The sequence below is a fragment of the Desulfitobacterium hafniense DCB-2 genome (genome assembly GCF_000021925.1).
GTDB classification, from domain to species: domain Bacteria; phylum Bacillota; class Desulfitobacteriia; order Desulfitobacteriales; family Desulfitobacteriaceae; genus Desulfitobacterium; species Desulfitobacterium hafniense.
Window position 1 is genome coordinate 2,825,001 of the sequence record NC_011830.1, and the last position, 13,575, is coordinate 2,838,575.

10 protein-coding genes and 2 rRNA genes (1 of these 12 cut by a window edge) are annotated in these 13,575 nt (G+C 46.7%); 11 read left to right on the forward strand and 1 reads right to left on the reverse strand.

Annotated features, from left to right (window positions below; genetic code table 11):
• Both DHAF_RS13165 and rrf read left to right on the forward strand, forming a co-directional pair.
• Nucleotides 1-1,060 (forward strand): 23S ribosomal RNA (locus DHAF_RS13165) (it extends 1,854 nt beyond the left edge of the window).
• A gap of 139 nt (nucleotides 1,061-1,199) precedes the next feature.
• Nucleotides 1,200-1,316 (forward strand): 5S ribosomal RNA (gene rrf / locus DHAF_RS13170).
• 210 nt (nucleotides 1,317-1,526) lie between these two features.
• Here rrf and DHAF_RS13175 read toward each other — a convergent pair.
• The gene (locus DHAF_RS13175; protein ID WP_015944126.1) at nucleotides 1,527-2,372 is read right to left on the reverse strand and encodes a class II fructose-bisphosphate aldolase; all 846 of its coding nucleotides are present in this window, start codon (nucleotides 2,370-2,372) and stop codon (nucleotides 1,527-1,529) included.
• A 147-nt stretch (nucleotides 2,373-2,519) separates the two neighbouring features.
• On the opposite strand from DHAF_RS13175, the gene DHAF_RS13180 reads away from it, so the two are divergent.
• The 9 genes from DHAF_RS13180 to DHAF_RS13220 all read left to right on the forward strand — a co-directional run bounded on the left by DHAF_RS13180 (nucleotide 2,520) and on the right by DHAF_RS13220 (nucleotide 13,540).
• Nucleotides 2,520-3,290 (forward strand): GntR family transcriptional regulator, encoded by a 771-nt coding sequence (locus tag DHAF_RS13180; protein WP_005816105.1) that lies wholly within the window; start codon nucleotides 2,520-2,522, stop codon nucleotides 3,288-3,290.
• 434 nt (nucleotides 3,291-3,724) lie between these two features.
• A complete protein-coding gene (locus DHAF_RS13185) occupies nucleotides 3,725-5,029 on the forward strand; it encodes an extracellular solute-binding protein (protein ID WP_015944127.1) in 1,305 nt (434 codons plus the stop codon).
• Between the two features lie 185 nt (nucleotides 5,030-5,214).
• On the forward strand, nucleotides 5,215-6,552 hold the full coding sequence (locus tag DHAF_RS13190; RefSeq protein ID WP_015944128.1) for an L-fucose/L-arabinose isomerase family protein: 1,338 nt from the start codon (nucleotides 5,215-5,217) through the stop codon (nucleotides 6,550-6,552).
• A gap of 11 nt (nucleotides 6,553-6,563) precedes the next feature.
• Nucleotides 6,564-7,664: a M24 family metallopeptidase gene (locus tag DHAF_RS13195; protein ID WP_015944129.1), complete on the forward strand. Its 1,101-nt coding sequence runs from the start codon at nucleotides 6,564-6,566 to the stop codon at nucleotides 7,662-7,664.
• A gap of 152 nt (nucleotides 7,665-7,816) precedes the next feature.
• Entirely contained in the window at nucleotides 7,817-8,935 is a 1,119-nt protein-coding gene (locus DHAF_RS13200) for an ABC transporter ATP-binding protein (RefSeq protein ID WP_015944130.1), read from the forward strand.
• A gap of 43 nt (nucleotides 8,936-8,978) precedes the next feature.
• Nucleotides 8,979-9,896 (forward strand): carbohydrate ABC transporter permease, encoded by a 918-nt coding sequence (locus DHAF_RS13205; protein WP_015944131.1) that lies wholly within the window; start codon nucleotides 8,979-8,981, stop codon nucleotides 9,894-9,896.
• Nucleotides 9,897-9,936: 40 nt separating this feature from the next.
• Nucleotides 9,937-10,782 (forward strand): carbohydrate ABC transporter permease, encoded by an 846-nt coding sequence (locus tag DHAF_RS13210; protein WP_015944132.1) that lies wholly within the window; start codon nucleotides 9,937-9,939, stop codon nucleotides 10,780-10,782.
• Between the two features lie 74 nt (nucleotides 10,783-10,856).
• Nucleotides 10,857-12,065 carry a 6-phosphofructokinase gene (locus tag DHAF_RS13215; RefSeq protein WP_005816115.1) on the forward strand — a complete coding sequence of 403 codons (1,209 nt, stop codon included), beginning with the start codon at nucleotides 10,857-10,859 and terminating at the stop codon, nucleotides 12,063-12,065.
• Nucleotides 12,066-12,100: 35 nt separating this feature from the next.
• Complete coding sequence (locus tag DHAF_RS13220) at nucleotides 12,101-13,540, forward strand: NAD-dependent succinate-semialdehyde dehydrogenase (RefSeq protein ID WP_015944133.1); 1,440 nt, start codon at nucleotides 12,101-12,103, stop codon at nucleotides 13,538-13,540.
• Nucleotides 13,541-13,575 lie beyond the last annotated feature (35 nt).

Below are 13,575 nucleotides of genomic sequence, written 5' to 3' on the forward strand. Positions count from 1 at the left end.
CTGGAAGGTTAAGAGGAGAGGTTAGCCGTAAGGCGAAGCTTTGAATTGAAGCCCCAGTAAACGGCGGCCGTAACTATAACGGTCCTAAGGTAGCGAAATTCCTTGTCAGGTAAGTTCTGACCCGCACGAAAGGCGTAACGATCTGGACACTGTCTCAACGAGGGACTCGGCGAAATTGTAATACCCGTGAAGATGCGGGTTACCTGCGACAGGACAGAAAGACCCCATGGAGCTTTACTGTAGCTTGACATTGGACTTTGGTATAAAATGTACAGGATAGGTGGGAGACTGAGAAGCTAGGGCGCCAGCCTTGGTGGAGTCAATGGTGGGATACCACTCTTTTTGTACTGAAGTTCTAACTTAGGCCCCTGAATCGGGGTTGAGGACCGTGTCAGGTGGGCAGTTTGACTGGGGCGGTCGCCTCCTAAAGAGTAACGGAGGCGCCCAAAGGTTCCCTCAGCGCGGATGGAAATCGCGCGAAGAGTGTAAAGGCACAAGGGAGCTTGACTGCGAGACCAACAAGTCGAGCAGGGACGAAAGTCGGGCTTAGTGATCCGGTGGTACCGAGTGGAAGGGCCATCGCTCAACGGATAAAAGCTACCCTGGGGATAACAGGCTTATCTCCCCCAAGAGTCCATATCGACGGGGAGGTTTGGCACCTCGATGTCGGCTCATCGCATCCTGGGGCTGTAGTAGGTCCCAAGGGTTGGGCTGTTCGCCCATTAAAGCGGTACGTGAGCTGGGTTCAGAACGTCGTGAGACAGTTCGGTCCCTATCCGTCGCAGGCGCAGGAAATTTGAGAGGAACTGACCCTAGTACGAGAGGACCGGGTTGGACGGATCACTGGTGTACCAGTTGTCTCGCCAGAGGCAGTGCTGGGTAGCTATATCCGGAGCGGATAAGCGCTGAAAGCATCTAAGCGCGAAACCGGCCTCAAGATGAGATTTCCCACAGAGTAATCTGGTAAGACCCCTGAAAGATGATCAGGTAGATAGGCCCGGAGTGGAAGTGCCGTGAGGTATGGAGCTGACGGGTACTAATCGGTCGAGGGCTTGACCTAACGAAGCGCAACGAAAAAGGACCTCACTGAAGGGCTCAAATCTGCAGTGAGGACGATGAAAGACTAAATTACAGTGGAAGAGGATCTGTGCAGTTTTGAGGGAACAGAGTTCCGAGAGGAACACTGAAACTTCAAAGGATCTGGTGACTATACCGGAGGGGTCCCACCCGTTCCCATCCCGAACACGGAAGTTAAGACCTCCAGGGCTGATGATACTTGGACCGCAGGGTCCTGGGAAAGTAAGTCGTTGCCAGGTAGTGCAAGAGACCATCGAGTAAGATGGTCTTTTTGCTTTGGGGCAAATTACGCACCAGTGCGTAATTTGCCCCAAAGCAAAGTAGGCGCTAATCTTTCCTTACAGGGATTATTGGGGTGAAAGCTGTGATCATACGATCTGGAGAGTCCAAACTACCAAAGCCGGCCCTTGATAGAAATCAAGGGCCGGCTTTGGTGCGTAAAACACGATTTATGCTTTGCCGTTAGACCCGCATAAGCTGATTTTATGCGCAACTACTTGTCCTACTTCTTCATGCACCTTGAGAGCTGTTTTCCAGGGTTCCTGTTCGGTGATTAGGGCTTCAGTCATGGCTTTGGCCCAAGTTACTTTTAATTCTGTACCGATATTGACCTTGGCAATCCCTTTCTCAATGGCCTTGCGGATCATATCATCAGGAATTCCCGAACCGCCGTGGAGAACCAATGGTACATTAACTAGGGAAGAAAGTGTATCGATCAAGGAAAAATTAATGTTCGGCGGAAGTTTATACAAGCCATGGGCGGTGCCTACGGCAGGAGCAAAAGCATCTATACCGCTCTCAGTTACCAGCTTGACTGCTTCGACAGGGTCGGCTAGACCCATGTTAGGGTTAGTTCCCGTTTCCTGCCCATCCTCAATTCCCCCGATATGCCCTAATTCCGCCTCGACCGCAGCCCCATGTGCATGAGCCCACTCAACAGTTTGCCGGGCATAGGCAATATTTTCATTTAAAGGAAGTGTGGAGGCGTCAATCATGACTGAAGTAAAACCATGAGCCAATGCCCATTTAATCCACGACAGGCTGTTGCTGTGGTCCAGATGCAAAGCGACAGGGACTTTAGCCTCTTTGGCTGCTGCGCGGGCCATCGCCGTCGCAGCGATATCCCCGATCTTTTCCAGATAGGTTGGAGTAATTTGGAGAATTACCGGAGACTGTTGTTTTTCAGCTGTTTTAATGATAGCCTGCATTATCTCTAAGTTATGGAAATTGAAGGCTGGAACGGCATAATGTCCTTGTCTGGCCTTGTTAAGCAATTGAATAGATGGTTCTAACATTGTTACTCCCCCTTATGAAATTTTTAATGTGAGAATTTTCTTAAAATCTTATTGACAGAGCAATACTAACATACTAAAATTATCTTGTAAATATGCAATATTATAATATTGCAATATTATAATATTTGAGTGAGGAAGTTAAGAAAAATGGAACTAAAGAAAACAGAATCTATACCTTTACATCATCAACTAACAACGACTTTACGGAATGCCCTTAGGGATGGAGTCTGGAATTTGGGAGACGCTTTCCCTACCGATAAAGATTTAATGCTGCAGTATGGCGTAAGCAGCACAACTGTCAGGCGTTCCGTGGGACAATTAGTTCAGGAAGGATTACTCGATCGCAAAGCAGGCAAAGGAACATTTGTCAAGAATAAGCCTGTCGAAGAAACATTGGGTCTACTGACGGGTTTCTTTGAAGAAATGGCCAGTCGAGGGCTTTCGCCGAGCGCCGAGTTGATCGATCTCCGTCCCATCGACGTAACGGCCAAAGAATTAGAAAGAGTTCCTGAATTAAAAATTTTTAACGAGCAAAAACTGTTTCTGATCGAAAAGGTACAAAAGCTAAATAATGAGCCTATAGTTTATCTACAAAGTTATTGGCCGTATGAATATGGCTCTCGGATGGCCGCCTTTGACTTGACGGAAATTGGTCTGTACGCTATTGCTGCCAAGGAATTGGGCCTGGTCTTGACCAATGCGGAACAAACGATAGGTGCGGGAATTGCCCATAAAAAGGTGGCGCAGCATCTTGGAGTCAGAACTGGTTTTCCGATCCTTACAATGAACCGTATTGGTTACTGCGGAGAACAACCTGTAGAGCTCTCGCTTAACTCATATCGCGCAGATAGATATAAGTACAAGATCTCCTTGCAACAGAATACCGGCAGAAACATTGAAGGTCTTTTCCTCTCTTAATTCGTAACCCTATTAGTGAATTTTGTAACCTTACCAAGTAAGGTTACAGCAACTAATGCTTTTTGTCAGTTTCCAAATTAAGTTAAGAGCGGAACGTATTTTTTGCCTATTCAACGAAGTTATTTTAAGGGGGGATTATACCAAGGCTCCGCAGTTTAGGTGGGACATAGAAGGTGAACTATCGTAAGCCTATTCGTAAAGGAGGTGTCAGCAAAGGATCTATAGCAAGTTGTTTAGAGCTAATCGGTGACAAAGTTTGTGGCCGGGCATGGTACACAGAGATGTTTTTGCCCCTGCATAAGAACTCTTTCACTTAATAAGAGAAAGTTGATTCATTGGCAAGTCGCTTTAGAAATTTTATCGCGAAATGATGACAAAATCATATGTCGGATAGGCTAAACTAAAACAATGAAAACTCGAAAGGGGTTAAAAGTATGTTTTTTAAAAAGGTAATTAGCTTAACCATGATATGCGCACTGCTGATTTTAGGCACTGCTGCTTGCGGAAAAAGCGATACTAGCACGGTTGATCAAAGCGATGCTAAGGGCCAAGAACAGATAACCATCACCTTTGTAAACTGGGCAAGTGCCGAAGAAGCAACTAAACAATTAACGCTGGATATGATCAGTGAATTCGAGAAACAAAATCCGACGATTAAAGTCAAGAATGTGCCGATGCCTTTTAGTGATGTTTTAAATCAGTTGACGATTATGAATAACGCAGGAAACGCGCCGGATATTGCTCAGATTACTAATGGCGACGGCATGAGTTTAGCTTACATGGGGGCATTGGAGCCGACTGACAACCTTTTGTCGGAAGGATTCAAAGCTGATTTGAATAAGACGGTCTATGACCTAGGGCTCAAGGATAACCAGCACTATACAATTCCTTGGGCGGGGCAGCCGATGGGTTTCTGGTATAACAAAAAACTCATGCAAGATGCCGGATTGGATCCTAACAATCCACCCCAAACTTTGGATGAACTGAACAAAGCCATGGACATTGCCAAGCAAAAGCTGCCTAACAGCGTCGTGATGCTGCAAATTGATACAACGATCCGTACCATGGGCTTAGAGCAAGAGTGGCCATTGATGAATGCTTTTGGGGCAATTAGTGAAAATAGGATCCAACCCAGCCAAATGGAACCTTATGCTGAATGGCTGCGAGATTTACTTAAAAAAGGCTATACTCTGCCAGGTAAAAAATTAGGTGAATTCAGAGCTCTGGCCGCCCAAAACAACTTGCTTTTCGGCATTGATCAGCCATGTTTTAAAGGAATTGTCCAAACTTATGACAAATCCAACAAAATGAGTGATGAAGAATTCAATGAAATGTGGGCCGTGACAACCATGCCTGTTGGTGCGGATAATCTAAGTTACTCCGTTCCTGGTGACCACAACCTGGTTATCTTAAAGTCCTCCGAACATAAGGAAGCAGCGGCCAAATTCGCTGAGTTCTTAGCCGGTGATGATTATTCCCTCAAAAACTACGTAATTCCCTTTGGTTACGTACCTGTCGTTCAAAGTGCCGGCGAACGTTTTCCAGATTCCTTTAAGGACCCTTCCCTGAAAGCCTTCAGCGAAAAGATTCTGCAAACTGAAGTTCGGCCCCCCTGGGGACCAGATTACAGTAAATACGCTACTGACGTCATGACCAGCATGCAGGAAATCATCACCACAAGCAAACCCGTTCCGGATATTCTCAATAGCCTACAGACAAAACTGCAGAACTATAAGTAATCGTGTCAAGACAACATTTTTTTAGGGGACCGGCAAGCGGATTACTCCGCTGCCCTCCCCTCATCGTTATTCCAAAGCTCTTGTGCTATCCCCAAAGGATTCACATTAAAGAATTTCTGCTGCTTCACATGAAAACCGGGCATAAACAGTTAGTTTACTAAAGAAAGGAATGAAAAACGCAGACTATGATTAAGAGTAGTTCCAAGATCGGTCTAGCTTTCTTTGTCAGACCTCAATTTGATGTGGATTTGGCTAAGAATTTCTTCAACAAGGTACAAGACTCCTTAAAGGAGGCAGGTATTGCCACACAAGTGTTTGAGCTGCCTGTCTCCACAGATGCCGAAGCATTATCCCTCGCAGAATCCGTCAACAGCCATCAGGATTTACATGGGCTGATTGTCGTGCAGGGAACTTTCTGTGATGCCTCTTTGATCCTTAATCTGGCCAGTAATATCAATTTGCCCATTATGATTTGGGCGACCAAAGAGCAGCCCACCGGCGGGCGGCTGAGCCTCAATTCTTTCTGCGGTCTCAACTTGGGAGCGCACACCCTCGTCAATGCAGGTATAAAATTTAAAGGGGTATATGGAAGTCCCGGTTCCCCGGCAGTTATAAAGAAAGTCACGTCTTTCGCCCGGGCTGCCGGGGCTGTCAAGTGGCTGAAAGGAAAACGCATAGGGTTGTTTGGACACCGTCCTTCAGGTTACTACCCCTCAAATTTTAATGAAATATTGCTGCGCAAACAATTTGGCATTACTGTCGAGTATTTATCGCTTAGCGAAGTATTTTCTCTGGCTCAAAAGATGGAGATCAAGGATATCCAGCCATTTATCAACACTTTGGTTGGCGTGGAAGGTTTAGAAATGGTCTCCACCAGTAAATCAGTTCAAGCCTATCTGGCCCTCAAAGAGCTGATTGCTCAGAAAGCTCTTGACGCAGTTGCTGTGGAATGTTGGCCGGAATTTATGGCGGGTTTTGGAGGAGCTGTTTGTTATGCTTTGAGCCGGCTAAACGATGAGGGAATTGTGGCGGCCTGTGAGGCGGATGTTAATGGCGCAGTGACCATGCTCCTCGGGTCCTACCTGTCTTCCCAAGCCAACTTTATTGCTGATTTAGTCGGTGCAGAAGAAGAACAAAACCAGTTGATCTTTTGGCATTGCGGCAATGGACCGCTGTCCCTGGCAGCACCAGGAACAAATCCTGTGGCCGGGGTTCACCCGAATCGCAAAACGCCCTTAGCCATGTATTTCCCTTTAAAAGGCGGCCCAGTGACGGTAAGCCGTTTAAGCAGCGATCATAATGGAAACTTGAGGCTTTTCCTGGGGTCCGGCACGGGTATTGAAACGGATCTGCTCTATAGCGGCAACAGCTTGCCTATCCAAATTTCCGGCTCTGTGGAAGAAACCCTGGACACAATCCTATGTGAAGGAATCGAGCATCATTATATCGTGACTTACGGCGACTTAACCGGTGAATTCAGGGAAATAGCTGAGCTCCTTGGCTTGAGAATGATCACTTTTTAACGGAGGAAGAAATGTCCAAAAAGCAGGAAGAAATCGCAATTAAGGAACAAAGGCTGTTAAGTATGATGGAGGAAAATGAACTTGAGGGCATTTGTCTTTCCCGGGCAGCAAATTTTGCGTGGTTGACTGCCGGGAGCAATAACCGGGTTGTTTGGGGTCAGGAAACAGGCGCTGCCGCCTTGGTAATTGTTGAGGGGCGAAAGTTCCTGGTCGCTCCCCAAAATGAAATCGAGAGGTTAATGTTGGAGCAGGTTGCAGATTTAGGTTTTGAGCCTTGGACTTACGAATGGTATGAGGATCGGCAACAAGCAATAGCCAGGTTAGTCGGGAATAAGAAGATCGGCTCCGATATTCCTTTGGGGAATTGGCCGGTGATCGAGGCTGAGCTCAAGAGGCTCCGCTTTAGTTTGACTGACCATGAGGTGGAAAGGGCTGAGAAGTTGGCGGCGATTTGTTCAGATGATCTTGCTGCGGTTTGCCAAGCCATTGTTCCCGGCTGGTCGGAATGGAATATTCAAGTTGAACTGTCAAACAGGCTGCTTAAGCAGGGCGTAAGGGCCAGTGTGCTCTTGGTAGGTGCCGATGATCGCACAAGATTCAAACATCCGCTGCCTACCTTAAACCCAGTGTGTAACTATGTGATCATTGGTCTGGTTGGTGAACAATGCGGTCTGCACATGGCTTTAACCCGATCGATTTATTTTGGAAGGGTTCCGGAAGCTTTGCGACAGAACTATAATTGCTGTTTGGCCGTGGAAAGGACCTATTGGGAGAACAGTGTTGTCGATGCAGACAGTCAGAAGGTTTTTCAGCAGGGCATCAACGCTTACGCGGATTTGGGACATCCGGAAGAGTGGAAGCGTCATCACCAGGGGGGTGCCATCGGTTATGCACCACGTGAGTTCAGAGCAGGTGAAGGCAGGCGGGAGGTCATGCAAGACCGTCAGATGCTGGCCTGGAATCCCACAGTGGAAAACACCAAATGCGAGGATACTTGCCTTGTCACTCCTACCGGTCTTAAATCAATGACGACAGTACCTTCATGGTGGCCTACTACAACAGTAAAAGCAGGTAACATCAACTTTTTGCGTCCACTTATTCTCGAAAAATAAAGGCTGTATACTTTTGAATATTGTAATATTGCATTATTGCATATTAAGATATACATTTTGGTTATTATCGTCTGGGTATAAGGTTTTAGTAGGATATTGATAAATCTTCTGCCCCGCTTCTTTAAATTTGAAGTTAACTGGAGGGAAAATAATTGGCAGGAATTAAGTTGCAGGGTGTCTCGAAAGTCTACGGCACCACAACAGCTGTAGCCCCTACTGATCTCATCATTGAGGACGGAGAGTTTCTGGTTCTCGTCGGGCCTTCCGGATGCGGCAAGACGACGACTTTGCGGATGATCTGCGGGTTGGAGGCACCATCTGAAGGGAACATATTTATCGGGGAACGCAATGTCACCAAGCTTGAACCCAAAGATCGGGATATCGCTATGGTTTTTCAGAGTTATGCCTTATATCCCCACAAAAACGTTTATGACAACATGGCTTTTGGTTTACGCATCAGGAAGAGGTCCAAGCAGGAGATCGACGCCGCAGTTAAAGAGACTGCGGAAATGTTGGGCATATCTCAGTATCTTAATCGTTATCCTAAAGAATTATCCGGAGGACAACGGCAGAGAGTTGCTTTAGGGCGGGCCATTGTCAGGCATCCTCAGGCTTTCTTAATGGACGAACCTTTAAGTAATCTTGATGCTAAACTGCGGGTCCAGACCAGAGCCGAACTTATAAAACTCCATCAAAAACTCAAAATTACGGTTATTTATGTAACCCATGATCAGATTGAAGCCATGACCATGGGTTCACGTCTCGTGGTCATGAAAGATGGCCTGGTTCAACAAGTTGGTTCCCCCAAGGATATTTACGGTTACCCTGCCAACAAATTTGTGGCAGGTTTTGTCGGCTCCCCACCGATGAATTTTATCAAAGGTGTTGTTGAGGTTAATGACATGGTGTGCTTCAAGGCACCGGAGCTGACAATTCACTTGCCTTTGCAAGGGGGCTTGCAATCACTCGGGAAATTTGAGGCCTTCCTGGGAGTTCGGCCGGAAGGCTTTGTTTGGGTTGACTCAACTGAGACCAGGAATTGCCTGGCCTGCAGGGTCGAAGTTGTGGAACATGTGGGGGCGGAGATCATTATCCATGCTAGGTTCGGCACCGATGAAGAAATTGTGATCAAGCAAAATGGCTATGAAGTGGAACCTGAGATAGGCTCTCTGATTAAAGTAAGACCTCATCAGGGAAATATTCACTTGTTTGATGCGCATACCCAACAAAGAGTCATGACTGCAACAGTTGTCGACGGTAAGATACTTTAGTCAGAAAGGCTAAATATGCAACTGGCATAGGAGGGGAACGGCAATGGCGAATCGACTGGAAAGCCAGGATAACCCCAGAGGTATAGGAAAGGTGCAAATACCACTCCATGTGAAATTGATCTTTCCTTCGGTGTTTGTCCTTGGTCTGGTCATACTTTATCCTTTAATAAGTTCTTTAGTACTATCCCTATTTAATTATGAGTTAACCAGGCCTGATGAGATAAAGCTTAATGTTCTCGGCAATTACGGCAAGATGATCAATGATGATGTATTTTGGCTGTCCTTGAAAAATACTGTCGTATTTACAGGTGTCTCTCTTGTTATCAGTATTATTGTTGGCCTGATTGGAGCAATCACACTGGATCAGTTGCCCAAACGCTTAGCCGGCTTACGGGGAGTCATCTTGATCCCTTGGCTTATTCCCGGGGTTATCGTCGGTTTTTTGTTTATGTTGATTTTTGATGTACAAGTAGGGGTAGCTAATGTGATCTTAGAACGTGCCGGAATAATTAAAGAATTCTTACCTTGGCTGATGAATGATCAGTTGGCAGGAATTGCTGTGATAGTCGCCAATATATGGAATCAAGTGCCGTTCTATATTCTGATGTTTACGGCTGGTCTCAAAGCAATTCCAGCAGAGATTAAGGAGGCTGCGATTGTTGAAGGGGCAAGTCGGTGGCAGGAATTCATTCACGTTACATTACCCTTTTTGCGCGGGATTCTCATCATTACCAGCTTGCTGATGATTATTCGTAATTTCAATAACTTCCCTTTGATCTACACCATGACCGGTGGTGGCCCGGTCTACTCGACAACGACTTTTGTCATCTATATTTACCGTCTCGCCTTTGAACAGTTCAATATCGGTTATGCCTCTGCTGTGGGTGTTGTCTGGTGTCTGGTATTATTGCTGCTTTCAAGTCTATATATAAAAGTTCTTTCTAAGCAGGATTCCATATAATCACTCAAGCTAACGAATAATGTATGAGGAGGTCAACAGAATGTTTCGACGGAGATTATCATTAGGCTGGGCAACATTTGTGTGGGGCTCGGTGGCATTTATCATGGCTTGGACCCTGTTTCCAATCTTTTGGATGGTATCGACTTCCTTTAAAACGAACTTGGATGTCTTTAAGATGCCTCCAGAGTTATGGCCTTCACAACCGACCTTAGAAAATTACATTGGCTTAGCTTCGGGAATCAATCCCATTCCTCGTTTTTTCTTCAACAGTTTTATCACTGCTTTATTGACCGTTGTCCTGACCACTGTGCTGGCCGTCTTTGCGGGATATGCCTTATCGCGTCTGAAGTTCAAGTTCCGCGATCAGATACTTGTCAGTGTGCTGGTGACCCAAATGTTTCCTTTAGTTGTCATGCTGGCACCGCTTTATCTCCTTTATGTAAAAGCTCATTTACTCAATACCTACTTGGGCATGGTTATTGCTTTCACATCCTTTGCCTTGCCCTTCGGGATTTGGATGATCAAAGGATTTATCGATTCCGTTCCAGTTGAGGTTGAACAAGCCGCGATGGTTGACGGGTGCAGCCGTATGCAAGCCTTGCGGACTGTGGTCCTGCCTCTGATAACTCCGGGGATTGTGGCTACAGGCATCTTTGCTTTCCTCGATGCTTGGAATAATTTACTCTTCCCCTTAACACTTACGAATGAAATCGCCATGAAAACCCTGCCGGCCGGAATGGTTATGGCCTTCTCCGGACAGTTCAAAAGTGACTGGAGCGGGATGATGGCGGCCTCATTCATTACCACCCTTCCTGTGCTCATCATCTTTATTTTCCTGCAGCGTTACCTTGTCGAAGGACTGACCGGGGGCGCGGTGAAAGGCTAGCACTATGGCAGGCCTCTGATCGCATAATAATCGGGATTAAGCTAGGCGAATATCTTCGGAGGTGTTTATTTTTCGTGAAAGCAAATATAGCTATTGTCCAGGCTGGTGGACCCACCTCTGTGCTGAATGCGAGCTTGGCGGGTTTTTTAGAGGCTGCAGCCTCTTCAGAGCGATATCATCATGTTCTAGGCTTTTGTAACGGGATCGAAGGCTTGATTAAGAATCAAGTGATGCATTTAGAAGGCCTTAGTAAGGCACAGTTAGATGCTCTTAAATCCCAGCCTGGAGCTGTTTTGGGGGCGGGACGATACCCGCTGACACCAGAAAGATTGTCAAAGGTATGCTGCAATCTGCAGCTGCGAGAAATAAGTCAGTTGGTTTTAGTGGGCGGTAACGGGACGATGTGGGCTGCCGACCAAATTGCCGAAGCCTGCCCGGATGTTCAAGTTGTCGGGATACCGAAAACAGTGGATAACGATCTTTGGGGAACAGATCATTCCCCAGGCTATCTGAGTGCCGCCAAATTCATTGGCGAAGCCGTTCGCTCTTTGGCTTTAGATCTCTGGGCAATGCGTAACTTTGAGCGTGTACGGGTTGTTGAGGTGATGGGGCGGAATGTCGGGTGGTTGGCTGCGGCAGGGAGCTTGGCGCAAACCTCTTTACCTGATTACCCGCCGCTCCATTTTTACCTGCCGGAACATCCCTTTGAGTTAGAAAAGTTTTTCACTAAAGTCGATGAACATTTACATCGCCATCCTTGCTTGTTGGTTATTGTCAGCGAAGGGATTCGCTTGGCAGATGGAAGCCCGGTTGCCGAATTTGAGATAGGCCGATGCAAGGTACCGGGAGGGGCTGCGCAGATGTTGTCGTCTGAACTGCGTAACCGGGGGATTCCATCCCGAAGCGAAGTTTTGGGAATCTTGCAGCGGGCAAACACTTGGTCTGTGTGTGAACGTGACCGCCAGGAAGCTATATTTTTAGGGAAGCAGGCTATCGGGGTCTTAGGCCAGGGTAAGAGCAAAGTCATGCTGGGCTTGCCGGCGCAGACTGTTGATTTTGCCGAAGACAGCAAGGCACAGTGGGTTGATCTGAAAAGTGTTGCAGGATTGGAACGCCCAGTGGCTCCTTGTTATTTGACAGAGAGCGGAATTGATCCTTCGTTTACTGCTTGGCTGCAAAACAAAATGGGAGAACCTTTGGCGGAGGCCAATAGCGCTCTTCAGGTATGGAAGCTTGCTGCGGAACAATTGTCAAGTAACCCTGTGAACCGCCAATCCAGATAGCTCTAAAGCATTCAAGAGGATAGGAGAAAAGGCACATGAAAAAGGAAATAAGAGAGTCCCTTTTTATCGATGGAGAATGGCAAGAGGCAATCAATAAAGAAGTCAAAGGTGTAATTAACCCTGCAACCGGTAAAGTTTTTTGTGAGATAGGATACGGCGAGGTTGATGACGCTTTATCAGCCGTAGATGCTGCTGATCGCGCATTTGGAGCATGGTCAAAAACATCTGTACGGGAAAGGGCAGATATCTTAAATCGGACAGCAGACCTTTTGCGGCAAAGAGCAGATCACATCGGCCTGATTCTGGCTGCAGAATCAGGAAAACCCGTCCCTCAGGCAGTTGGTGAAGTGAAGTTTTCTGCCGAATACTTCCAATGGTTTGCAGAAGAAATACGCAGACCGTATGGTCAATCAATTCCCAGTGATGCAGCCAATAAACGGCATCATGTTTATACACAGCCAGCGGGAGTTGCGCTGTGCCTTTCTCCCTGGAATTTCCCCGTCTCTATTCAAGCACGAAAATTGGCTCCTGCTCTGGCTGCAGGTTGCACCGTCGTGGCCAGGGGTTCCGAAGTAGCTCCCCTGAGCCTCATAGAGCTGTTTAAATGTTTGCAGGATGCGGGTATTCCCAAGGGAGTAGCCAATTCAATCCAAGGACCGGCTGCGGTCACAACAGCGGCGATGATGAAACACCCTGCAGTACGTGTCGTTAGTTTTACAGGCTCTACTCCAGTGGGACGCAGTTTAATGCGTCAAGCGGCAGATGGTGTAATACGTTTAGCTTTGGAGTTAGGCGGAAATGCTCCTTTCATTGTCTTTGCCGATGCAGATATAGAAAAGGCTGTGGAAGGCGCCATGATAGCGAAATTCAGGAATAACGGACAATCCTGCATCGGAGCAAACCGTTTTTATGTTCATGAAAGGATTTATGACAAATTTACGGCTCTTTTTGCTGAGAAAATTTTGCGGATGAAGATTGGCAATCCGACTGAAGAGGTAGATCTTGATCTGGGGCCAATGGTAAATCTAAAGGACAAAGCAAGAATCGAAAGCTTAATCCGTGAGGCGGAAGCACTTGGAGCTAAGCCTTTAGTGCCTAAAGCAGAAGTGCCTGCCGAGGGCTATTATGTTCCGCCGGTTATTCTGGAAAATGTACCGGAAAGCGCAGCGCTCGCCAGAGAAGAATTATTTGCGCCGGTTGCGCCACTATTTAAGTTTGCAGATGAGAATGAGGTTATTGAAAAAGCAAATAGTTCGGATATGGGTTTGGCGGCTTATGTCTACACCAATGATTTATCTCGATCTATCCGGGTTACTGAATCTCTCAAATTCGGAATCATTGGGCTCAATAATGCCTTGCCATCAGTGGCCTATGCGCCGATGGGCGGGGTAAAACAAAGCGGCATCGGACGGGAGGGTGCAAGAATAGGACTTGAGGAATTTATGGATGTCAAGTATGTCGCAACAGAAATCTAAAGACCTTAAACCTTCCAAAATGGAGGAATAACTCA